General features: G+C 45.9%; 17 protein-coding genes and 1 other RNA gene. 11 read left to right on the top strand and 7 right to left on the bottom strand.

Going from position 1 to position 25100, the window contains the following annotated elements:
• Positions 1 to 61: 61 nt before the first annotated feature.
• From urtE to ssrA, 4 genes are all read left to right on the top strand, one after another.
• A complete protein-coding gene (gene urtE, locus AC1RJL_RS02665) occupies positions 62 to 757 on the top strand; it encodes an urea ABC transporter ATP-binding subunit UrtE (protein WP_492911202.1) in 696 nt (231 codons plus the stop codon).
• 260 nt (positions 758 to 1017) lie between these two features.
• Positions 1018 to 2478, top strand: a complete 1461-nt coding sequence (locus AC1RJL_RS02660; protein ID WP_492911201.1) for an MFS transporter — start codon at positions 1018 to 1020, stop codon at positions 2476 to 2478.
• 59 nt (positions 2479 to 2537) lie between these two features.
• Positions 2538 to 3557, top strand: coding sequence for a glycoside hydrolase family 43 protein (locus AC1RJL_RS02655; RefSeq protein ID WP_492911200.1), 1020 nt, complete (start codon positions 2538 to 2540; stop codon positions 3555 to 3557).
• A gap of 82 nt (positions 3558 to 3639) precedes the next feature.
• Positions 3640 to 4028: a transfer-messenger RNA gene (ssrA, locus tag AC1RJL_RS02650) on the top strand.
• A 590-nt stretch (positions 4029 to 4618) separates the two neighbouring features.
• Here ssrA and AC1RJL_RS02645 read toward each other — a convergent pair.
• Positions 4619 to 6037 (bottom strand): homospermidine synthase, encoded by a 1419-nt coding sequence (locus AC1RJL_RS02645; RefSeq protein WP_492911199.1) that lies wholly within the window; start codon positions 6035 to 6037, stop codon positions 4619 to 4621.
• 251 nt (positions 6038 to 6288) lie between these two features.
• Here AC1RJL_RS02645 and AC1RJL_RS02640 point away from each other — a divergent pair, with 251 nt between their 5' ends.
• A complete protein-coding gene (locus AC1RJL_RS02640) occupies positions 6289 to 7590 on the top strand; it encodes an NAD(P)/FAD-dependent oxidoreductase (protein ID WP_492911198.1) in 1302 nt (433 codons plus the stop codon).
• 116 nt (positions 7591 to 7706) lie between these two features.
• Here AC1RJL_RS02640 and AC1RJL_RS02635 read toward each other — a convergent pair whose 3' ends face one another.
• Positions 7707 to 9893, bottom strand: a complete 2187-nt coding sequence (locus AC1RJL_RS02635; protein WP_492911197.1) for a putative bifunctional diguanylate cyclase/phosphodiesterase — start codon at positions 9891 to 9893, stop codon at positions 7707 to 7709.
• A 299-nt stretch (positions 9894 to 10192) separates the two neighbouring features.
• Between AC1RJL_RS02635 and AC1RJL_RS02630 the strand changes: the two genes are divergently transcribed.
• Positions 10193 to 11098, top strand: a complete 906-nt coding sequence (locus AC1RJL_RS02630; protein ID WP_492911196.1) for a DUF72 domain-containing protein — start codon at positions 10193 to 10195, stop codon at positions 11096 to 11098.
• A gap of 18 nt (positions 11099 to 11116) precedes the next feature.
• Here the strand turns inward: AC1RJL_RS02630 and malQ are convergent, their stop codons facing one another.
• From malQ to AC1RJL_RS02605, 5 genes are all read right to left on the bottom strand, one after another.
• On the bottom strand, positions 11117 to 12634 hold the full coding sequence (gene malQ / locus AC1RJL_RS02625) for a 4-alpha-glucanotransferase (protein ID WP_492911195.1): 1518 nt from the start codon (positions 12632 to 12634) through the stop codon (positions 11117 to 11119).
• Between the two features lie 228 nt (positions 12635 to 12862).
• A complete protein-coding gene (gene cysW / locus AC1RJL_RS02620) occupies positions 12863 to 13702 on the bottom strand; it encodes a sulfate ABC transporter permease subunit CysW (protein WP_492911194.1) in 840 nt (279 codons plus the stop codon).
• A gap of 2 nt (positions 13703 to 13704) precedes the next feature.
• On the bottom strand, positions 13705 to 14535 hold the full coding sequence (gene cysT / locus AC1RJL_RS02615) for a sulfate ABC transporter permease subunit CysT (protein ID WP_492911193.1): 831 nt from the start codon (positions 14533 to 14535) through the stop codon (positions 13705 to 13707).
• A 79-nt stretch (positions 14536 to 14614) separates the two neighbouring features.
• Positions 14615 to 15628: a thiosulfate ABC transporter substrate-binding protein CysP gene (cysP, locus tag AC1RJL_RS02610; protein ID WP_492911192.1), complete on the bottom strand. Its 1014-nt coding sequence runs from the start codon at positions 15626 to 15628 to the stop codon at positions 14615 to 14617.
• Between the two features lie 108 nt (positions 15629 to 15736).
• The gene (locus tag AC1RJL_RS02605) at positions 15737 to 18082 is read right to left on the bottom strand and encodes a hybrid sensor histidine kinase/response regulator (protein ID WP_492911191.1); all 2346 of its coding nucleotides are present in this window, start codon (positions 18080 to 18082) and stop codon (positions 15737 to 15739) included.
• A 334-nt stretch (positions 18083 to 18416) separates the two neighbouring features.
• On the opposite strand from AC1RJL_RS02605, the gene AC1RJL_RS02600 reads away from it, so the two are divergent.
• The 5 genes from AC1RJL_RS02600 to AC1RJL_RS02580 all read left to right on the top strand — a co-directional run bounded on the left by AC1RJL_RS02600 (position 18417) and on the right by AC1RJL_RS02580 (position 25052).
• Positions 18417 to 19037: a YigZ family protein gene (locus tag AC1RJL_RS02600; RefSeq protein WP_492911190.1), complete on the top strand. Its 621-nt coding sequence runs from the start codon at positions 18417 to 18419 to the stop codon at positions 19035 to 19037.
• Between the two features lie 101 nt (positions 19038 to 19138).
• On the top strand, positions 19139 to 19990 hold the full coding sequence (locus AC1RJL_RS02595) for a YciI family protein (protein ID WP_492911189.1): 852 nt from the start codon (positions 19139 to 19141) through the stop codon (positions 19988 to 19990).
• 283 nt (positions 19991 to 20273) lie between these two features.
• On the top strand, positions 20274 to 20825 hold the full coding sequence (locus AC1RJL_RS02590; RefSeq protein ID WP_492911188.1) for a TetR/AcrR family transcriptional regulator: 552 nt from the start codon (positions 20274 to 20276) through the stop codon (positions 20823 to 20825).
• Between the two features lie 19 nt (positions 20826 to 20844).
• Positions 20845 to 21984 (top strand): efflux RND transporter periplasmic adaptor subunit, encoded by a 1140-nt coding sequence (locus tag AC1RJL_RS02585; RefSeq protein ID WP_492911187.1) that lies wholly within the window; start codon positions 20845 to 20847, stop codon positions 21982 to 21984.
• Complete coding sequence (locus AC1RJL_RS02580) at positions 21981 to 25052, top strand: efflux RND transporter permease subunit (protein WP_492911186.1); 3072 nt, start codon at positions 21981 to 21983, stop codon at positions 25050 to 25052. The genes AC1RJL_RS02585 and AC1RJL_RS02580 overlap by 4 nt, the downstream gene beginning before the upstream one ends.
• Positions 25053 to 25100 lie beyond the last annotated feature (48 nt).

The following is a 25100-nucleotide window of genomic DNA, read 5'->3' as shown; positions in this document are numbered from 1 at the left end:
TTCATTGGTAAATAGCCCCGTGGTGAATAGCAATCGCGAAAAGAATGTGGATGAGTAAACCATGCTGAACATTAAAAACATTAATCAATATTACGGCCAAAGCCATATCCTGTGGGATTTGTCACTCGACCTAAAAGAAGGCACCTGTGGCTGTTTGATTGGCCGCAACGGTGTGGGCAAAACCACCCTGCTAAAATGCATCACAGGTTTACTACCGGTGCGCGATGGTGCCATCCAATTTAACGGTTATGAAATCAATAAACTCTCTACCGAAAACCGCGCCCGTGGGGGTATCGGTTTTGTACCCCAGGGCCGCGAAATTTTTCCACTCCTGACGGTGGAAGAGAATCTGAAAATCTCTTTGGGCGCACGCAAAGATAAATCGCGTTTTATTCCCGGATTGATTTACGAACTCTTCCCCGTACTAAAGGAAATGAAACACAGGCGCGGTGGTGATTTATCCGGCGGGCAACAGCAGCAGTTGGCGATTGGCCGCGCCTTGGTACTCGACCCCAAGTTATTAATTCTTGATGAACCCACCGAAGGTATCCAGCCAAACGTAGTGCGCGATATCGGCGATGTCATCCGCAAGCTCAACCGCGAATTGGGTTTGACTGTACTGCTCGTCGAACAAAAACTGCCCTTCGCCCGCCGTGTGGCTGATGACTTTTTTATTATGGAAAAAGGCAGCGTTGTTGCCACCGGGCCCATTGCCGATTTGAAAGATGATCTGGTGCAGCGGTATTTGAGTGTTTAAACCCGCCATACCGCAGTGCCGGCAATTGAGTTGGCATTGCGCTTTGATAACCTCCCTTTGCCGTTCACATCCGCCATACCACCATAAGTTTTGTTAAGACCCCTCCCATAGTTATATACACCTTGACTATAAGATTGCTTTGCGCGATCCTAACGCCGACTTGTACACGAGTTCCCAATATCTGCGGTACAGGGTGATTGATCGGCACGGACTGCTATGCTGATTGGACAACCCCATTACACCTATAAGAAGTCACAACAATGAATCAAACCACGCATAAACTCTCCGTCGTAGAGAAAGTCGGCTATAGCCTGGGCGACCTCGCCGCCAACCTGGTATTTCAGACATTTGTTACCTTTATTGCCTATTACTACACCGATGTTTACGGCTTGGCTCCCGATAAAGCTCAATGGGTAATCGGCACCTGTGGTTTACTTGGCGGCGTGTTTTTAGCCCCAATTATTGGTATTTTGGCCGATCGAACCCGGACCCGTTGGGGTAGCTACCGCCCCTGGATATTGTTCTCATCTGTACCTTTTGCAGTTTTGATTTTCCTAACCTTCAGCACTCCCAATCTCGGTGAATCAGGCAAGATTATTTATGCCTTCACCACACTACTGCTGCTTATGTCTCTTTACACAGCCAACAACCTGCCCTACTCAGCGTTGAGTGGTGTCCTGACAGGAAATATGGCTGAACGCAACAGCCTATCCAGTTATCGTTTTGTGGCGGTGATGGTTGCACAATTTATTATTCAAGCCTTGTTGCGTCCACTGGTATTAGTATTGGGCGATGGTGATGAGGCTGTCGGTTTCGAAAAAGTGATGCAGTTTTTTGCTATCGCCAGTGTCATTTGCTTCGTGATCACCTTCCTGACGACCAAAGAAAGAATGCAACCGGAAAAATCCGATAACTCTATCAAGCAGGATATTGCAGACTTGCTGCACAACTGGCCTTGGACAGTGATGTTAGTTTCTGTGGTGCTGTTGTTTGTCACACTTGCACTGAAGGGGGGAGCTTACGTTTACTACTTTAAATACTATGCCGATACCCAGGCCCTGACACAATTCTTCGACACTATTGGCTTCACTCAAATGATTGCCAATATTCAAAACGTTTGGCCAAATTTCAAATGGCCTACGGAACCTGATGCATCTGCCTTTGGATTATTTAATGGCGCAGGCATATTGATGATGATCGTCGGAATTGGTTTGTCCAAACCTCTGGCTGACCGTTTCGGTAAACGCAATACATTTGGAATAGGATTATTTATTTCCACCCTCTTTATTTTGATATTTTTTGTCATCCCGAAAGACGCTATAGGTTTAATGTTCACTTCACAAATCCTGCACGGTTTTACTTATGGCATAACCATCCCATTGCTATGGGCAATGATTGCCGATGTAGCTGATTTCTCCGAATGGAAAAATTTCCGCCGCGCCACAGCCATTATCTTTTCAGCCATGATTTTGGGTTTAAAAGGTGGCTTGACGATTGGTTCGAGTGTTCTTGTAGGTTTGCTCGCCAGTTATGGCTATCAACGTGGATTAGCACTTCAAGCTGATGAAACAATCGCAGGAATTAAACTTATTGTCAGCCTGTACGCTTCAATTCCTTTTTTTGCGATCTGTGTGTTGATGTTCTTTTATCCAATCAACAAAAAGCTGGAGTCTCAAATCGAAGCTGATTTGAATGAGCGTCGCAAAGCGGCAGGCAAATAATTTTCCCAGCGAAAGATTATTGAATTCGCTATTTTTGAAATTGAGAGTGAGACGTTGTTATGGCTGCTGAAGAAACCCTGGCCCCCGAAGTCATCGCCGATTTAAAGGCACGCGCGATTTCCCAACCGCTGGTTGAACACATTTACACCGCCGATCCATCGGCGCATGTTTTCAATGGCAAGATTTATATTTATCCCTCACACGATATCGAAGCGGGCATTCCGTTTAACGACAACGGCGATCATTTCGGGATGGAGGACTATCACGTAATTTCGCTGGACTCGCCCGACAGCCCTGCTGTCGACAATGGCGTTGCCCTGCATGTAAAAGATGTCGCTTGGGCCAAGCGTCAAATGTGGGCACCGGATGCAGCGCACAAAGACGGCAAATATTATTTATATTTCCCGGCAAAACGCGCCGACAATATTTTCCAGATCGGCGTCGCTGTGGGCGATTCCCCCATCGGCCCGTTCACTGCCGAACCCGAGGCGATCAGAGGCAGTTACTCTATCGACCCGGCGGTATTTGAAGACAATGATAGCGAGTACTATATGTACTACGGCGGAATTTGGGGCGGCCAGTTGCAGAATTATCGCAACAACCAATATGACGCAAACCGTGGCGAACCCGCCGACAACGAGCCAGCACTCGGCCCAATCGTCGCACGCCTTACCGCCGATATGAAAGAGTTCGCCGAAGCGCCACGTGAAATCCGGATCCTCGATGAAAACGGCCAACCGCTGTTGGCGGGCGACCACGACCGTCGCTTCTTTGAAGCCTCATGGGTACACAAATACAACGGCCAGTACTATTTCTCCTACTCCACCGGCAACACCCACTTTTTGTGTTACGCCACCGGCGATAATCCCTATGGGCCATTTACCTACCAAGGGCAAATCCTCACCCCGGTAATCGGCTGGACCACCCATCACTCAATTGCGGAATATCAGGGCCAGTGGTACCTGTTTTATCATGATTCGGTGTTATCAAAGGGCATCACCCACTTGCGTTCCGTGAAAATGGCCCCACTTACTCACAAGGCGGATGGCAGCATTGAAACGATTGATCCCTACCGCTAAGCGGGGATTGATAGTAGAATGCCGCCACTCGCTGGTTTGACGACGGGAAGTTCGCAAGAACAGCCCATCAAGTTCAGCGATTGGGGTCGATTTGGATTCGACGCTGGTGACAAAGTCTTAGGTGCATGTCGTGAGGGTAGCCAATCACGTAAATCCAAAGCTGCAAACTTACAGTTGCCAATGATGACAACTACGGTGCCCAATTAGCTGCGTAAGCAGCTTTTGAAAGCACTACCTAGTGGTTCGCCGCTAGCGGTCTTTAACAAGGTGCCAGTACCGCGTTAACGCCCGTCATATAGAACTGGATCGCAGTGAAGCCTGCCTGGGGTGGATCAGCTAAACCTTATCAGGATCGCGTTTTACGTCCCGCCCGCTGGGCTGTAATTCGTTAAATCAATAGGCGGTTCTAAACATGTAGAGCCGAGGATGGAGTGCTGGCGGACGGGGGTTCAAATCCCCCCGGCTCCACCAACTTCAAAACTAAAGACGTCCCAGGACGTCTTTTTTTATGCCTGAAATTTAGCTAATTCAAGAAGTTAGTGGCCATCATATCTCCCCGCGCATCCTGCTCTAAACCGACACTATGATAAAGCCTACTGGACATCAGGACAAAAAGCATAAAAAACGCATTTCTGCGGGTTTTTAGACGTTCTGGGCCTAATCCTATTAAATTTACGATTATTCAGTCAGCTCTAATGCACACTAAAACAATATGAGGAAAAATTCTGGCAATAGCCGAACCGGTTAAATTTATCCATTAAATAACTGTATTGATGCCAATCAATGATTGTAGATCTACAAACTATTTCCAGGATGTTTCTCGCAAAGCTGATAGGCGTAGTTCGTTATTAAATATGATTAGGGATAATGAGCAATTTGCAGAAAACACCTTACTTGATGCAACAGCACAGCCACATAAATACTTATCCAGAAACTACAAAGCCTGATTAAAAATTTTGAGGAATTGCTAATCGGGTTTTAGCGATACTTTATCTTATTTACTTATCTCTTTCCTAACAACGCAAATCAACAATGAAGTTTTAATCCAATATTCAAACACACTAACTAACGAAAAAATTTTTGAACTGCCAAGGATCATCCACATCTATATTTTCATCAAATAAGTCACATCGTTTTTTTATGGGGCTCCAATCACTATAGACACCTACTACATGCCCTAAATAGGGAGTTGCTATTTTCAGTATGAGTTCGTGATCGAGATCATCAGGCTCCACGGCTCCAGATGCAGGATTGTGTAGTGCCCACACCATACCACCCAAAATGCCTGCCACAACCTGCAAACTCGTTGCAGTGTTATAAGGTGCTGCCTCTCTTGCCTGTTCAATGGAAAGACGTGATCCGAACCAATAAGCACCCATTTTGTTGCCTAGTAACAGGACGCCGAGTTCATCCATTCCCTCAACGATATCATCACGCATTATTCGGTTATCGCTTTGTTGCTGCCAGTTTTTACCCGCAAATTCATGGAGAGAAAGTATGGCATCGTCGCATGGATGATAGGCATAATGGACAGTAGGACGATAAATAACTTCGCTGCCTTCATGCAATGTCAAATGATCAGCAATCGAAATTGATTCTCCATGTGTAATAAGGAAGCCATGGTAAGGCCCCTCCAAGGGAGTCCAACTACGAACTTTGGTACCTGCACCGGGTTGATTTAAATAGATTGCTGCCTTTGATCCGTAATTGTGAGTCTTGGCGCCGTCCGGTAATTGTTTTTCATGTGTACCCCATCCAAGTTCGCTGGGCTGAAGACCCTCGGAAATAAAACCCTCGACTGACCAGGTATTTACAAATTCGTCTCTTTTTTTCCGTTGACTCGATACTTGAGTGTCACGTTCGGAGATATGAATTACTTTAATTCCAAGTTTCTTGGCCAGCATTGCCCAATTATTTTCACCGCCGGTTTCATACACAGCAATTCCATTAGCCAATGCCATATTGATCAATGCTTGTTTTACAAAAATAGAAGCCATACCGGGATTCGCGCCCTGGGTCACAACCGCTGTCGGTCCCACAGGTTTTTCTTTTCGAAAAGAGAGAAAATCTTCGCGCAATTTATAATTGGTGCGTTCTGCCAAAGGGGTTTTCGGATCGGTATAGCTGCCAGGCCAAGGTTCAATACAGGTGTCCAAATATAAAACATTTCGCTCCCAACAGTAATTCACAAGGGCAATGCTGGAAACATTCACCGACAAATTAAGTAAGAAATCGTGCTCACCTAAATACTCATCCAATAGCGAAACATAATTATTTTCGTCTATAGCCTTTATTAGAAAATTTACGCCTAAATCAGCGGCAACACCGTCGATATCATTCGACGCCGAGATTATTGTGATAGCAGCTTTCTCAATTTCAATATGGCGTAATAGCAGGGGTAAGGTCGCCTGTCCAATACTTCCAAAACCCAAAATAACCAGATTGCCTTTTAATGAAGCATGAAGGACTGAATCATTCATAAGCTCTTCCCGTCGCGGCTATTAATCAACATATGGCTTCCGTAGTATCCAAACCGTCTGATGACAGTGAATGAAAAATCAAAGCTACGTTTTTACCACAATAAATTTATGGATTTATGAATAACATGACTGTTCGTTGTCATACAGAACAGATTTGCGTGGGATATAACACAGACCCATTCAAAAGATAATGTGAATAATTACTCAGAGAGTAATTAAGGAATCAAATCCCCACTATTCAGGCTAATTCTATGCTCTTAGATCAGGAACTCAGCGTAATTGAAAAATCGTACTACGAAGCAAGCGTATTGCGTCCTGATGTATCCTCGTCACTCGCTGACCGTATAGATACGGACATTTGCGTTATTGGTGCTGGATACGCAGGTTTGTCTGCGGCAATTGAATTGCGCAAACGCGGCTATAGCGTTACCGTTTTGGAGGCACAACGTATTGGCTGGGGGGCATCAGGTAGAAATGGCGGCGAGGTTATTGTCGGCTTTGGTGCAGACGGCGAAGCGGCCATTGAAAAGCAATGCTCTCCGGAAGATGCGCGTAGAGCGTGGAATATTTCGGTAGACGCCCTTGATCTATTACAGGAGCGAATTCTCCAACACGGTATCGAATGTGAATACACTCCCGGCTATATGAATTTGGCGGTCAATTCCCGAAAAACAAAAATGCTGCGCGCTTGGTATGAAAACGTAACTCAAAAATACAGTTACCCTTTACAGTGGATTGGTCCTAATGAAATCAATAGTTGGATTGAAAGTTCACGATTTAAATCAGGAGTCTATGACGCCAGATCTGGTCATCTGCATCCGTTGAAATATTGCCTTGGTCTCGCCAAAGCTGCGCGAGAAATGGGAGTAGCAATTTATGAAAATTCAGCGGTTTATAAAATTGAACGACGCACCAATCCAATCATCAAAACTGGGCAAGGAGAGGTACGCTGTCGGACTTTAGTTTTAGCAGGAAATGTTTATATAAGCGAGTATGGGCATATTGCACCTGAGTTAGTCGAGCGAATAGTTCCAGTTGGAACTTATATTGTAGCAACAGAGCCTATGCAGGAATCGCGAGCAAAAACCCTTATTCGCCACCGTGCTGCAGTATCGGATAATAATTATGTGCTCGATTATTTCAGAGTGAGTAACGACAATCGCTTTATATTTGGCGCTGGGGAAAACTATTCAGCAACCACCCCAAAGGATTTAATTGTACGGATGCGCAATCGAATGCTGGCGGTTTTTCCACAACTTGAGGATTTATCCATTCGGTATTCGTGGGGTGGTTTCGTCGATCTGACGAGAAACAAAGCCCCCAATTTTGGCCGTCTTGGAGATAATATTTATTACTTGCAGGGTTTTTCCGGGCATGGTGTGGCACTAACCGGAATGGCCGGAAGACTAGTCGCGGAGGCAATCGCAGGCGAGTCTGAAAAATTTGATATATTTGGCCGTTTGAAACATCAAAAATTTCCAGGGGGAGAAATCACCCGAAAGCCATTGTTACTATTAGGAATGTGGTACTACCGCTTAAAAGATTTGTTATAGCCATTGTTGAGGCACAGGGTGTACCCAGTAATCAGCATGTCATTATCTCTCACCTCAATAAAATTATTTAACAGTTACTTCCAACCGCTACTCTGGCGAAACATCACCATGTTAATTTAGCGTTTTGACAATATAAAAGACGTACATTCATCTTCAGGAAGCGGTTTACTAAAGTAGAAGCCCTGAATTTGATCACAGTGTTTCATCCTCAATAAAGCCAGCTGGGTATCACTTTCAACACCTTCAGCGATTACCAGTAAGTGGAGGCTATGTGCCATAGCAATGATGGCCCTCACTATGGCAAGAGCCTCAGAGCTGGAGGTCATGTCTGCAATAAATGATTTATCAATCTTAAGCTTATCGAGAGGAAAGCGCTTTAAATGGCTTAGATTAGAATAACCAGTACCAAAATCATCAATACTTAATCCAACACCAAGCGCCTTAAATTCACGCATAATAGCAATGCTTTTCTCCGGGTCCCCCATTGACATACTCTCTGTCAATTCAAACTCCAGCAGCCCAGGATCAATGTTAGCCTCCTCGATGGAGCGGCGTACAAACGAAATAATATTTTGCTGCAAAAATTGTAAGCCAGATAAATTGATAGCAATTGATATGTCAGTCAAACCAATGCTTTTCCAAGAATTTATCTGTTGGCATGCAGTATTTATTATCCATTCACCAATGGGTATGATTAGACCGGTTTGTTCAGCCACAGGGATAAATTGGGCAGGAGAAACAATCCCCCTCTGAGGATGTCGCCAGCGAATCAATGCTTCCACCCCGACAATTCGTCCAGTAAGTAAATCAACTTTTGGCTGATAATGCAGCATCATTTCATTACGCTCTATTGCTACTCTTAACTGGCTTTCGAGCACGAATCGCTCATTCGCCTGTACGCGCATGTCAGATACATATTGCTGAATGTTCGCGCGCCCCAAATGCTTCGCTCTATACATTGCAGCAGTCGCTGCATTCAATAGTGCATCGGCATTCGTACCATCTTCTGGATAGCAGCAAAAACCGATACTTGCAGCGACAGTAACTTCCTGAGAACCAATTAAAATTGGATTAGAAATATGCTCAAGTATTCTTAACAAGATTTTTGGTGGAAAGATATCATTCTCTATATCTTCAAGCACCAACACAAACTCATCCCCGCCAATTCGAGCGGCGGTATCGCTTTGACGCAGCCAGGTTCGCATATTTTTTGAAATTGTTTTTAATATTTCATCCCCCACGCTATTACCAAACCTATCATTAATTTGTTTAAAATGATCCAACCCCAAAAACACAATTACTGCTTTTTGCTGTTGCCGTTGCCAGCGAAAAACCCCTTGATTCAACCGATCCATGAGCAACGTACGATTGGGCAACCCGGTTAAGAAATCGGTAGTAGCAAGCCTCACCAGCTCATGCTCCGTGCGTTTGCGCTCGCTAATATCCCTGGCAATTACTTGCACAGCTCGCCTACTCCCAACCATAAAGGGAATACTACTCGCCTCAACTGAAATGCGAGCCCCATCCAAGCGGATCCACTCGAGTTCAAGCGCAGGATTATCATTTCCTTCATTTGCACATCTAATTCGCTCCCTGACTACATCTAAATATTCAGGCGGGACAACAGAAAGTATGGGACGATCAAGTAACTCATGCTCGCTATTAGCATTCAGGAGTCGAAGGGCTGCCGCATTAGCAAATTTTATAATTCCTTCTTCCTGAATAAAAAAGGCATCAGGTGATTGCTCGATTAGATGGCGATAACGTTCTTCCCTTTCTCGCAACGATGACAATAGTTCTTGGGTGGTGAAGGCCAATTGTCGCTGCTGAATCAGTTCTTCTGCAATCGCCGCCAAGTCATGCAGTACTGACAATTCTGTATCCGTAAGGTGACGCGGGATGTGATCAATAGAACATAAGGTTCCGAATGCATGACCATCTACAGAACGTAAAGGAATTCCTGCATAAAAGCGTATTTTAGGAAATCCGGAAACAAGAGGGTTATCAATAAATCTGCCGTCTTCTAATGTGTCGGTTACTATAAACGCGTCCTGCCCTAATAGCGCGTGGCCACAAAATGAAATATCTCGAGGCGTTTCAGCAACATCAAGTCCAATTTTCGATTTGAACCATTGCCTGTTTTCATCAACTAACGAGATCAAAGCGATAGGTACTTTCAAAGTATGTGCTACAAGCCTTGTTATTCGATCAAAGATTTCTTCAGGAGAGGTATCCAAAATACGGGCAGCATGCAGGGCGGCAATACGTTCATTTTCACCGGGAGGAAAAGACGGGGTTTTCACTAGTATTCCTCAATAGAAGTTCAAAGTCTTTAAAGAATAGACCATGGCGTAAAGATAGCATTAATGAGTTTAGCGTTGCGCGGTAACATGCGCCGAATAATTTTTCGATTAAGTCTGCTGGGAGGAGGAGCTGTGCTAGCAAGTTGTGTCGATTACGGTGGCGAAAATATGGGTACAGCGAGATAAATGAGATGGCGATAAGATATGGAATCCTTTCTAACCTCAATAGGTCAATAAACCATTGACCACTTTGTTGAGTAGTTTAATCATATGGATGTAAAAGTGAAGGAGACCGAACTATGAGCAAATTCCATATTGGTATCTCAGGGTGGCGTTATGCGCCATGGCGAAATAATTTTTATCCAAAGGGATTGGTACAAAAAAAGGAGTTGTATTTTGCATCGCGGTCGGTGAATAGCATTGAGATCAATGGATCTTTTTATGCATTACAAACGCCGGAGCGGTATGCCAGTTGGTATGCGGATACGCCGGATATCTTTATGTTTAGCGTCAAAGCCCCGCGTTATATTACCCATATTCGCCGCTTAAATGATGTTGAGGAACCTATCGCCAATTTTTTTGCTTCAGGCATCTTTGAATTGAAGGAAAAACTGGGGGCAATTTTGTGGCAATTTCCACCCAGCTTTAAATTTAATGAAGAACAGTTTCATGAATTTTTAACGTTACTTCCTGCTACCTTTTCCGATGCAGAAATGAGTACACGCAAATATCACCTCGATTTTAAATTACCTGACAATACCAAACGCACTGCAAAACTTCGTCATGCCGTGGAAATCCGCAATGAGACTTTTATTAACGACACTTTTATTGAGCTGCTGCGAAAATACCACATCGCCTTTGTAATCGCTGACACGGCCGGCCGTTGGCCTTATGCGGAAGACATTACCAGTGATTTTGTGTATATGCGCTTACATGGCGATACTGAGTTGTATAACAGTGGCTACTCCAAAGAGGCGATTGAACGTTGGTATAAGCGGATTAAATCCTGGAGCAAAGGTGTACAACCGCGGGATGCCAAACTGATAGCAAAAAGGAGCAAGCTTAATGAATCGCTTGACGTTTTTTGCTATTTCGATAATACCGATAAATTGTGGGCACCGCAGGATGCGCGTCAGTTATCCAGCTTATTGGGAATTGATAAAGAATTACGGCATGCGGACGACCTACTCAACAATATTGCGTGATTGAGCAGGTCGATAATTCTATTCGGTGCAGCGTTGATAGGTTATCAGCCTTTTCTTAATTGTCTCCGCCAAACCGGTATCCACTTGATTCCAACTAAAACGCCAGCGCCAATTTTTGTCGGGCGTGCCGGGCATATTCATCCGGCTATTGCTATCGAGTGCCAGGAAATCCTGCATGGGGATAATCGCCAGTTTCGCTACGGATGCCAACGCCATATCAATCAAAAACCACGGCATTGAATCCTCTGCATGAAAATCATAATCCTCAAATCGTTTGCGCTCTTCATCGCTTAACTCATTAAACCAGCCAACTGTCGTATCGTTATCGTGGGTGCCGGTGTAGACAATGTTATGTTCCGTATGATGATGGAGCTGGAGTGGATTATCATCGCTCTCAAATGCGAAGTGCAGCACCAACATTCCCGGAAGATTAAATTTCAACCGTAAACATTCAATTTCTTGCGTTATGGTGCCCAAGTTTTCTGCCACCAATTTCAAATCCGGATAACGATCAAAGCAGGCTTGCAGTAATGCATCACCGGGTGTATTAATCCATTTTCCTTCCCGTGCGTCTGGTTTATCACCGGGGATTTCATAGACCGAATGAAAACCGCGAAAGTGATCGATACGAATAAGATCAAATAATTTTTTTTGCGTACCAAATCGGGCTAACCACCATTGAAAACCGTCCTTCTCCATAACATCCCATTTGTAATGAGGGTTCCCCCAGCGCTGGCCGGATTCTGAAAAAGTATCAGGGGGCACGCCTGCTACGGTAAGCGCCTGACCACTTTCATCCAGTGAAAAATACTTCGGTTCGGCCCAGACATCTGCACTGTTATGCCCAACAAAAATGGGGATATCACCCAAAATAGAAATCCCTTTTTGATTGGCATAATGTTTTAAATCAAGCCATTGGCTGAAGAAGGAAAATTGCTCGAAGTACACGCAATGAATATCGTCCTGCAACTCGCTTTTCTGCTGCTCAAGTGCAGCGGGGTCGCGTTTACGCAATTCAACTGGCCAATCCACCCAGCTGCTGCCATCGAACTTATTCCTTAACGCGGAAAACAATGCAAAATCGTTTAACCAGGACGCTTCTGCTGCACAGAAGTTGTCAAATTGCTTTCGTGTTGCCACGCCGGAATCAGCGTTAATATATTGATAAAATGAATGCATACAATTGCGGCGCAATGCTGCCAATCCCTGTCGATTTTTCTCTTGCAACTGAACACAACCTTGATCAATCCAGCCACGCTTTACCAGGTCGTCAACACTGATCAAATCCGGGTTGCCCGCATGTACTGAATAAGATTGATAGGGTGACAAATTATCTTCCGTTGGAACTAACGGCAATACTTGCCATATCCGCAAACCTGCGGCCGCAATAAAATCGATAAAATTAACAGCCTCTTTGCCTAAAGTACCAAAGGCATGTGGTCGATCATCACCCCAACAAGTTTCCGAATCAGGTAGCGATGTGGGATGTAACAAAATACCTGCTGTACGGTTTTCAAATACATTAAATGATGGCATATGTAGTCCTTACAATCCTGAAACTCAGGATTTCAATAAAAATGTACTTTTAGGCGAGCAACCGCTGCTAACAGGGCATTGCCCGCCCCCTGTAAGAAGCAAAGCAAATTAGAAGCCAAGGTATGGAACAGCCAGGCAGGAAAATAATGGAGGCGGGATGGAGCAAGCGAATGCAGTTAAATAACGTAATTTTTAAAGGACAATTTGCACTACAGTAGCGGATGCTAATTAATGGATAGAACCCGATAATTTCCTGTTTTGAAAATACTCAAAAATTGTTTTTAGGATTAAGGTCAGTAAAGCAATAGATGCCAGCAGTAAGGCTGCGGTAAACGCGCCGACACTGTTGTAGTCCTGTTGCAGCAATTGCACATGTAAAGGCAAGGTGTTGGTGTGACCGCGAATTGCACCCGAGACTACCGCTACTGAGCCGAATTCCCCCACCGCGCGCGCAGTAGTTAACACAGTACCGTAAAGCAATGCCCATTTGATATTGGGCAAGGTCACGCGTAAAAACATCCGTAAGCCGCTCGCGCCTAATACCATCGCGGCCTCCTCTTCCTCGGAACCTTGCGCTTCCATTAACGGAATCAATTCGCGTGCCACATAAGGGCTAGTGACAAAAATAGTGACTAACACAATGACCGGCCAGGCAAAAATAACCTGGATGCCCTGACTATCCAGCCAACCGCCAAGCCAACTTTGGTTGCCGTACAGCAATAAATAACACAGCCCTGCAACCACAGGTGAAATTGCATAGGGCGCATCAATAAATGCGATTAATAATTTTCTGCCGGCAAATTGGAATTTGGTAACGCACCACGCAATCAAGGTGCCGAATACTAAATTTACCGGGACGGTTAACAGTGCAACCCAGAGGGTCAGGCGAATTGCAGCGAGCATATCTTTGTCGAGCAAGTTGCTGGTAAACAATTCCCAACCGCCGCGAAACGCGGAGACAAAAATCAGCGTAAGCGGCAATATCAGCAGCAGGAATACAAAAAATAGTCCCAAGCCGATTAAAACTTTGCCAAGATTTTTTGGTTTTTGCGCGATATACGTCTGCATAGTCAACCCCTGGTATGCCGCTTGCCGTAATAATTTTGCAGCAGCTGAACTGCCAGCAGCAGCAGCAGCGAGGTAATTAAAATCAACATCGCCACTGCCGCTGCTGCGGGATAATTATATTCACCGATATAGGTAAAGATCATCAGCGACACGACTTCTGTCTCGTAGGGCATATTGCCCGCGATAAAAATTACCGCACCAAATTCACCCAGGCTGCGCACAAAAGATAGAGCCACGCCAATCATTAATGCAGGAGTGATATGCGGCAGGATAATACGCAAGAAAATCTGCCGTTTGTTTGCACCGAGTGTTTCAGCGGCCTCTTCAAATTCCGGTGATAGATCTTCCAGTACGGGTTGTAATGTACGTACAACAAACGGAATACTGGTAAACACCATCGCCAAAATGATGCCTAAGAAAGTGTAGGAAATTTTGATATCAAAGGGCACCAACAACTGACCTACCCAACCATTTTGGGCAAACAACGCAGAGAGAGTTAAACCGGCAACGGCAGTGGGGAGGGCGAAAGGTAAATCGATCAAGGTATCAACCAGTTTCTTACCGGGGAATTGGTAGCGCACCAGAATCCAGGCGAGTAGCAAACCGAGGAATAAATTCAAAACTGTTGCTATGCCTGCGGCCATAAAGGTGACGCGAAAACTCGACAGCAGACGCGGATCGGTAATGTAAAAAACAAATTCATCCCAGCTAATCTGTAAGGACTGCAATACCAGGGTAATTGCGGGCAGCAAAACCACAAGGCTTAAATAAAATACGCCCAGTCCAAGACTGAGCGTAAATCCGGGGAGTACACGTAAGGATTTCTTTGTCACAAGCACTTAATCATAATTTTGATTGTCACAACCAATGGTTAAAGCCGCCACTTATGAGCAGCCCCTAACAATCAGCCAATTATTTTTTGGCTTGACGCAACAATTGATCGAGGATGCCACCGGTGGCAAAGTGCTTGTCATTAATATCTTTCCATGAACCAAATACCGATTCGACGGAAACCAGTTGCAACTCGGGGAATTGCTTGGTGTAAGCGGCCTTTACCTTATCATCATGGATGCGATAAAAGAAGCTGGCCAATACATCTTGTGCCGCAGGTGAATATAAATAATTCAGATATTCGGTCGCTACTTTTTCAGTACCCTTGGCTTTTACCACTGATTCCACTACGGCCACAGGAAACTCTGCCAATACACTGATCCTGGGTACAACAGTCTCGTATTTGTCAGTGCCGTACTCTTTGCGAATCAAATTTACTTCTGATTCAAAGGTCAGGAGCACATCACCTTGGGCACGATCTACAAAAGAAGTGGTAGCACCGCGACCGCCAGTATCAAACACCACTACATTGCCCAACACTTTGCTGACGAAATCCTTTATTTTTTTCTCATCGCCATTGAATGCATTGTTAGCGTAGATCCAGGCAGCGAGATATGTGTAGCGCGCATTGCCCGACGTTTTTGGGTTGGGGAATACCAGCTTCACATCAGCGCGGGCAAGATCATCCCAGTCTTTAATATTTTTGGGATTGCCTTTACGCACTAAAAAAGCGGTAGTGGAATAGAATGGTGAGGCATTGTTGGGGAATTTATTTCGCCAATCAGGGCTGACAAACTTTCCTTTCTGGTGCAGCACATCAATATCAGTAGATTGGTTGAAGGTAACTACATCGGCTTTTAAGCCTTGCAGGATTGCGGCAGCTTGCGCAGAGGATCCGGCATGGGATTGTTGTATGCTGATATCTTCACCGGTTTTTTCCTTCCAATACTGCTGGAATTTTGGATTGATGGTGACAAACAGTTCACGCGATACATCGTATGATGTATTCAGGATTTCCTGTGCAGCAGTAGCAGAAAATGCCAAAGATAAACCCAGTGATGCAGCAAAGAATTTTATCAATTTGTTCACGGCCACGCTTAGCTCCTCAAATGTTGTGGTAAACAGTGGGCACAGTTAATCATATTCTACAGGCAGGATTTAGATTATTAATGCCTATGCTTATTACGAGCGTACCACTTCTTTTTACTCAATTTCTGTTAGCAGTTTCTTAACGATTTCAATATCCATTGGCTTGGTCATGTGATGATCAAAACCGGCATCCCTTGATTCAGCACGATCATGCTCAGCCCCCCAACCGGTTAAGGCAACAAGAACGATATGCTCAATTCCGTGCTCTTTTTTAACAGCTGCAGCAACTTCATTACCATTCATTCCCGGCATGCCTATATCAAGAAAAGCAATATCCGGTATAAAACGTTGTGCAGCATGGAAAGCTTCAATCCCGTCGTGGGCAACGCAGGTTTCATGCCCCATTAATTGGAATAATTTAACGAGGGATTCAGCCGCATCGACATTATCATCGGCTACTAAAATGCGTAGGATTCTGTTGCATGCTGTATGCGCCAGCGGCACGTCCAAGCCCGTTCCTGGCTGATCTGCCTCGCTACAAATAATAGCGGGTAAACGCACAGTAAATGTACTGCCTTTACCAACGCCCTCGCTTTGCACAGTTACAGTTCCGCCATGCATAGCAACAAGTCGGTCAACCAGTGAAAGGCCGATGCCCAACCCACCCTGCGCCCTGCTCATGTTGAGCCCGACCTGCGTAAACATCGCAAAGATTGTCGGCAAGGATTCAGCAGGAATTCCTATGCCATTATCAGTAACTGCGATAACCAGATCGCTCTTGCACAGTCGTACTGAGAGAGTGATGCGTCCGCCGGTCGGCGTGTACTTGGCTGCATTGGTCAGGAGGTTGCCGAGCACTTGCGATAAACGCATCTGGTCAGCATCAAGAAAAATTGCTTGCTCCGGTGCATCGACAGTTAATACATGCTGGTTGACATTAATAATCGGCATGCTGGTTTCAATCGCATGCCCAACAATCTTACTCAAGGCAACGCGCTCTTTTTTAAGCTCCAATTTGCCATTGCTGATGCGTGCAATATCCAAAAGATCGTCAATCAGGTGAACCATCTGATCCACTTGTCGTTGCATCATATCGCGCACTTTGCTAAATGCTGCCGGGTCATCACCAATCAATCGAAGCATTTCCAAACCATTGCGAATCGGTGCTAGCGGATTGCGCAGTTCGTGCGCGAGAATTGCAAGGAATTCGGTTTTGTGTTGGTTGGATTGTGAAAGCTCGGTGGCAAGTTTCCGTAAACCATCTTCGGCGCGATTACGCTCGGTGCTATCGATACCGTGTACCAAAACCCCGTAGATCTTTTCATCGGCATTTTTTAGCGGTAAATAGACAAAATCCAATACACGCTCTTCTTGCGGACCATCTACCTGTCGCTGCAGCATTACATGCACATCTTTTCCGACAAACGAATTTCCGGTTCGGTATACGTCATCCAAAATCCGTACATATCCCTGCTCGACTATTTCCGGCAAACCTTCACCAATCGGTTTTCCCACTACATCCCGCTCGCCGATAAGCTGGTAATAGTTTTCGTTTACGTTTTCAAATATATGTTGCGGGCCATGCAAGGTACACATAAAAGCCGGTGCTTTCTGGAAAATATCAGTCATTTGCGCATGCGCTGCCTGGACCTGCCTGAGCAAATGCTCGCGCTCAAGCTCAGACATTTTTTGCGCACTGATATCTTTAAACAAGATGGCCACAAAAGGACTGCCATCGCTACCAACGCGAAATGCATAAACATCAAACCAACGATTCATACTGGGCGCATCCAGCACAAATCGTATTGGCTCACCCGTCATTGCAACACTGCCATACCGTTCGTACCAATACGGCTCAAGATTGGGAACCAGCTCATTAGCCGTTTTCCCTATTACATCATGTAACCCGGTTTGCGCTTCGAACACCGCGTTCGCTTGCAGAAAGCGATAATCGAACGGCCGCCCCTGTCCATCAAACAGCATTTCGATAGTACAGAAACCTTCATCGATTGAATTGAATAGTGTTCTATAGCGCTCTTCACTGGCCCGGATTTTCTCTTCCACTTCGGCAGCATTGTATAAATCGATAAACACTTTAATCTTCGAGCGCAACACAATAGGTGAGACAGGGAGTACGACATACTCAACCGAACCGAGCGCGTAGACTTCATCCATTGGAAAATCTGTCGTGGGAGAACGATCGAGAAAAATAATCGGTGTCGATGGTGAAGGTGTGCCCGTACGGATGAATTGCGCAAACTCCAATGCACTTGTTATCGGTGCCTGTAGATTAAAAATGATAACGGCAAAATCGGTCGCGAGAATATTGTAGCGGGCAGCATCGTATGAATGCGCATGCACAAGATTCAGATTCAATGGTGCTAGCGCAGTGCGAAGGAATGAAAGCCCGGTCGATTCCGAATCAATCAGCAGGATATCGATCAATGGAGATGCACTCATTCTGCATGCTCCTTGAGACGCAGCGGGCCGTATTGCATGGCATGTTGTATGGACAATTGCTGAACTACCGCAAGGAATGAATAGTAGTAAGCCTGGGACATTGGGGAACCGAGACTATATTGACAAAACCAGTGCCGGTCAAGAAAGACAAGTTCAGGTAAATCACTAAGATTTTAAAATGTTTTTGCTACAATCCAGATAAAATAATCGCTACCATCGACGCATTCAAACGCCGATTAAATGCCAACAAAACCTGCTTCGGGATAACCAATATGCGCTAACGCACAGACAGGCTTCCGAAAAAATCATCCAGCACTCCAAGGTTTATTTTACCATGCGTAGCTACACTATCCTCGCCGCTGCTGTCGAAGCCATTACGGAGGAAAAAAACAGCGACTTTTTAACTTTTCTGCATCCCGTTACATCGCGCGAAGAAGCGATGGCATATGTTGATCATTATCGACAACGTTATACCGACGCCAACCATGTGTGTTGGGCTTATGTGATCGGCAATACGCGGCAGCCAAAAACCCAGGCGTTCAGCGATGCAGGTGAACCTTCAGGCACTGCAGGAAAACCAATGCTGCATGTATTAACCGAGCGCGCTCTGGGCAATTCTCTCGCTGTAGTGGTGCGCTATTTTGGCGGCATCAAATTAGGGGCGGGAGGTTTGGTACGGGCCTACTCCGGAGCAGTTTCAGCGGCGGTGAATTGTGCGGAGCTGACACAAGTAGTACCGAGTATCGATATTAAAATTACCGTCGGGTTTGCCCACGAAGCCAAAATCCGTCATCTGGCAAATCAATACCAAGGCAATATATTACAGGTTGATTATGCAGCGGGCGTAACTTTGGCTATCAGCCTGCCCGCAACCCAGGCATCAATATTTGCACAACAAGCCGTTAATGAAACGGCTGGCAGCGCGATAGTGCAAATCAAAAATGATACTGGATAAATATTTTTCTCCATTGTCGATTTAGTGGAAGCAGGTTCGACTATTGGGTAGCAGCAACAAAAAATCCACCCAAAACAATGGTCTATACAGGAGATATAAACATGAAAGTCATGGTAATGGTTAAAGCATCACCCAGTTCCGAAGCAGGCAAAATGCCGAGTGAAGCGCTGTTGACGGCGATGGGTAAATTCAATGAAGAATTAGTGAATGCCGGCATTATGGAATCCGGTGATGGACTAAAACCGAGCAGCCAAGGTGTGCGAGTGAGATTCAGCGGCAGCAAACGTGTAGTGACCACCGGCCCGTTCACCGAAACCAATGAAATTATTGCCGGCTATTGGATTTGGAATGTGAACTCACTGGAGGAAGCGATCGAGTGGGTAAAAAAATGTCCTAACCCGATGGAAGAAGATTCCGATATCGAAATCCGTACTTTTTACACCATGGAAGATTTTGCCGAGATAGATCCGGATGGCAAAGAAGCCGCGCATGAAGAGGCTATGCGCCAGACTATCGCTATGCGTAAAGCCAAGGTGAATAATTATTTATTCTTCTCCGGCCGTTGCGAAGAAGCATTGAATTTTTATCAGGAACATTTGAGCGCGCGCGTTAATTTTATGCTGCGCTTTAATGAAAGCCCCGATCCGGTTCCCGAAGGTATGCTGCAAGAAGGGTTTGAAAATAAAATCATGCATGCTGACTTTACTCTCGGCGATGCCAATATTTACGCTTCCGATGGCTGCGACGATGCCACCAGTTTTAGCGGATTCAGCCTGTCATTAACCGTACAAACAGCAGCGGAAGCACATAAGGCATTTAATGCACTGGCGATAGGCGGCAAGGTTAATATGCCGCTGGCAAAAACATTCTGGTCACCGCTCTACGGTCAGGTTACCGATCAATTTGGTATTGCCTGGATGGTAATGTTGCCGGGAGAAGGTGCTCCGCAATAAAACATACAGCCCCATAAGTTTCAGAAAAAATAGCCCTCATCGGAAATCGACCAGAAGATCATCATATTGCTGATCACCGGTTTGCGATGACGGCGTCAATTCCACATAGCCACCATAGCCTCTGTTGCCTGCTCGGTAATCCGCCATACCAGATTCTTTCAACCATAACTTTCCCCTCAAAAAGCTTATTTCCCCCACTCAAAATAAATTTGGTATTTTTACCAAATTTTGGTATTTTTACCTAAATTTTTAAATGGCCACTTTTTATCAAGGGTAGAACCCGGTGAAAACCAAAGAAAAAATACTGAATGCCGCCCTGGAGGTACTCTTGCAGGAGGGATTCCCCGCGCTTACACAGACCCGCGTTGCTGAAGTCGCGGGCATCAGACAGGGCCTGCTTACCTATCACTTCCCCAAGCGCATGGACCTGCTTACCGCCGTGGTCGATGAAAGCAAAAGGCGCATGGCGGAATCGCGCTTTGGCCCCATCACTGTGCCGCTAACGCTCGCGTCGTTAAAAGAATTAATGATTCACTTTGCTACAAACAAAACCTTTCCACGCCTGATGCTGGCACTCACGGTAGCGGCCGATGATGATCCATCGCTCACCACCTGGTTCGTTGAAACTGACATGGATACGCGACAAAAAATGCGCGAGCTGATTAAGCAGGCGGGGTGGCAAGTTGACGAGAGTGTGCTCCACACAATGCGTGCCATCGTCATAGGCGCAGCGCTAATTAATTTACAACAAAACACTGCCGAGTCCGAAGCGCGGGTGCGGCTGGTGATTGACTCTGCATTCCAATACCTCACCGATAACCTGAAACCACTTTAAATTTTCCGGAATAATCCACATGTTTTTATCAAATTACGACCAGCAGGATGAATGCAAGTGCAAGTATCTTGTCCTGAATATTATTGTGGTCATCGGTTTGCTACTGATGACTGCTGCACCTTTCGTTTTTGCTGCAAACGCAGAAAAGAACGGAGATAAAGCACCGCGCACCCAAATCACCACCGCAGTAGCCAAAACGGCGGATTGGACGGTATCCATTCCCGCCCAAGGCGAAGTATTGCCATGGGAAGTTGCGATTATCAGTGCAAAAACCAATGGCATAGGTGCTACAGAAATCACGGTAGTGGAAGGCGATAGCGTTCGTAAAGGTCAAGTGCTGGCGCACTTTGATGATCGTTTACTGAAAGCAGAATTAGCACAGGCAAAAGCGAATCTCGCGCTCGCGGAATCCAACCTGCAACTTGCAGCCAACAATTTAAAACGTTTCGAACAACTCAAAATAAAACAAACGTTGAGCGAACAAGAATTTGAACAAGTCTCTACCCAGGCCGCCAGCGCAACGGCAACGCGCGATCAAGCAGCGGCGGCCGTGACCCTCGCTCAAATCAAACTGACTGATGCCACCGTCATCGCACCTGATGATGGAAAAATTCTTGAACGCAACATTGAATCAGGCAAAGTGCCGGGCTCCGGCGAAGCACTGTTTCGTTTGTTACGCCAACACAAACTCGAATGGGTTGTGCAGATTGATGCAGCCGATCTCGACCGCGTAAAACCCGCGATGCTGGCACAAATCAATCTGGCGAACAACAAAACCCTGACAGGAAAAATCCGCAGTGTTTCGCCGCAACTCACCAGCAGTTCACGCTTGGCAAAAGTCCGCGTAGTGTTGGATGGAGCACCGGATGTGGCAGTAAACACTTATGCTGCCGGAAAAATTATGGTTGGCAATGCGCAAGCGATCATGCTGCCTGCAGATACATTGGTGATTAAAGACGGTAAAACATGGATCTTTCGCGTAAAAAACAATACCGCAGAACAAGTGCTCGTTACCCTGGGTCGCCGGTTGGGGCAAGAAATTGAAATTCTGTCAGGTATTAACGTGGGCGACGTTGTGGTATTGGAAGGTGCAGGTTTTTTAAATGACGGCGATAAAATCGCGGTGAAATCTGCAAAAACCAGCGGAGCCAACCAATGAATTTTGCAACCTGGTCACTGCGCAATCCCAGCGCTGCCATACTGATTTTTATTTTATTGACCTTCGCGGGATTATGGGGATTCCATAAACTCAACGTACAAGATTTCCCCGATATGGATTTGCCGATGGTTAATATTTCATTGAACCAACCGGGTGCTGCTCCCGCACAACTCGAAACGGAAGTTGCGCGCAAAGCGGAAGATGCACTCGCGAATTTACAATTGCTGCGCCATACACACACAACTATTTCGCGCGGCAATGTGTCAATGGTGGTTGAGTTTGATCTGGAAAAAAACCTGTCCGATGCCGTCGCTGATGTTAAAGATGCACTCGATACTATTCGCAGCGATTTGCCGCCGGATTTACTCGAGCCACAAGTCAGCAAAGTCGAACTGGGTGCAGATAACCCCACCGTTACCTATGCGGTATCCGCACCTCACTTATCGGAGGAAGAACTGTCCTGGTACGTGGATAACACACTCGGCAAAAAAATCATGTCAGTGCGCGGCGTTGGGAAATTCACCCGGCTCGGCGGTGTTAGCCGCGAAATACAAGTACTGGTTGATCCGTTAAAGCTGAACGCTCTTGGTGTTACTGCTACGGATTTATCGAAAACGATTAAAGAAATACAACAGGAAAATTCCGGAGGTCGTAGCCAACTGGGTGGATCAGAGCAAGGTGTGCGCACCATCAACACCATGAAAACCGTCGGTGAATTGGAACAGTTGCCAATTTCATTAGCGAATGGTCAAACACTGCGTTTAGGACAAGTGGCGCAAGTGATCGACACCAATGCCGAACGCACGCAATCTGCGTTGCTCGACGGCGAAGCCGCCATAGGCTTTCAGGTTTTGCGCTCCAAAGGTTTTGATGAAACGCGATTGGCTGCTGATATCGATGTAGTGTTAAAAGAATTAGCCGCCCAAAATCCTGACGTGTCCTTCCATTTGATTCGCTCCAGTGTGCCAAAAATTCTGGAGCAATACGAAGGCTCGATGAATATGCTTTACGAAGGTGCAATTCTCGCCGTACTCGTGATCTTTTTCTTTTTACGCGATTGGCGCGCAACCTTGATCGGTGCTATTGCATTACCCCTATCAATTATCCCAACTTTTGCATTCATGTCCTGGGCAGGATTTTCCATCAACACCATTACCTTATTGGCAATGGCCGTGGTCGTCGGTGTTTTAGTCGATGACGCTATCGTGGAAGTTGAAAATATCGCGCGGCACCAACGCATGGGAAAATCCATCAAACAGGCTACGATTGATGCAGTGAATGAAATTGCACTGGCAGTTATCGCTACAACAGCAACATTGGTCGTCGTGTTTTTGCCTACTGCAATGATGAGTGGCATTCCCGGCCTGGTATTCAAACAATTTGGCTGGACACTGGTTATCGCTGTACTTATTTCACTATTGGTTGCACGTATTATCACGCCCATGACGGCGGTGTTTTTACTGAAACCCATTGATCATGAGGAAAAGGAAGGCAAATTTTTACCGCTTTATCTCAAAGCAGCAAATTGGTGTTTGTTGCATCGCAAAACAACGCTTGCTGCAGGGACAATATTTTTTATTCTTTCAATCAGCCTCGTTGCATTTTTACCGGCGGGTTTTATCCCTGCATCCGATGAAGGGATGACTTACGTCCAGATTGAAACACCACCGGGCAGTAGCCTTGTTACAACCCGGCAAAAAGCAGAAGAAGTCCGCAATGCAATTAAACATCTACCCGGTGTTGCGCAGATATTTACCACTGTCGGTACTGCGACAGCAAACGGTGGCGGCGGTAGCATGTCACCGGGCGAAGTGCGCAAAGCAACTTTGATGGTAGTATTCGCAAAATCGCGCCCTAAACAAACTGAAATTGAAAAAAATATTCGTGCAGAGTTGGAATCAATTGCAGGCATTAAATATTCCGCCGGGGCCGGTGGCCCAGGGGAGAAGTTTCAAATTTTACTGACCGGCGATGATTCGCTCGCACTGGCGACCAGCGCTCGCGCCATTGAAAAAGAAATTCGCAATTTGGGCTACTTAAGCGGAGTGACATCCACTGCCAGTTTGGAGCAGCAGGAAATACAAGTAATCCCCGATAGTATTCAGGCCAGTGAGCGCGGTGTTTCAACCCAGGCGATTGGCGAGACATTGCGCATTGCCCTGGCGGGTGACTACGATCATATTTTACCGAAGCTAAATCTGGATCAACGCCAACTGGGTATTCGGGTAATGCTACCGCCAGAAATGCGCACTGATGTCGATACCATCGCGAATTTGCGGGTTCGTTCCAATGACGGATTGATACCGTTAAAAAGTGTGGCAACAATCGAGTTGCGCAGTGCGCCTTCACAAATTTTGCGCATTGATCGCCAACAACAAGTTTCAATCTCAGCTGACCTCGGCGGTCATTCGTTAGGTACCGCACTGGACGATGCGAAAAAATTACCTGGCATGCAATCACTACCGTCATCCGTTCGTTTTATGGAAGGCGGCGACGCAGAAATTATGGTGGATTTGTTCATGGGTTTTATTATCGCCCTGATTACCGGTGTCTTCTGCGTGTACGCAGTACTCGTGCTATTGTTTAAAGACTGGCTGCAACCCATTACGATTTTATCTGCCGTTCCATTATCCGTTGGCGGTGCATTTGTGGCGCTACTGCTTGCCGGCGCGGAATTAGGTTTACCCGCTTTGATTGGCTTGGTCATGCTGCTGGGAATTGTGACAAAAAACTCTATATTACTGGTAGATTTCGCCATCATTTCCTTGCAGCAACCGCATGAATCCAAAAATGCCGCGATTCTTGAAGCATCGGGAAAACGTGCACGCCCGGTACTCATGACGAGCGTGGCGATGATTGCAGGGATGCTGCCGCTGGCACTGGGATTTGGTGGCGATGCCAGCTTCCGCCAGCCAATGGCGATTGCCGTTATCGGCGGATTAATTACCTCAACGGCATTGAGCTTATTGGTTGTACCGGTTGTCTTCTCTTATATGACCGGATTTGAATCGCGCCTGAAAAAACGATTTAAATCATTTGGGAGCCACTCAATCACTGCGATTGAATAATCTTTAGTTTTTGAGGGGCACGACATAATCATCATAGTTGCTGTGCAT

Source organism: Cellvibrio sp. GW822-FHT04B05 (assembly GCF_058800985.1).
Note: the sequence above shows the minus strand (reverse complement) of the source record. Positions and strands in the feature narration are given on the sequence as shown.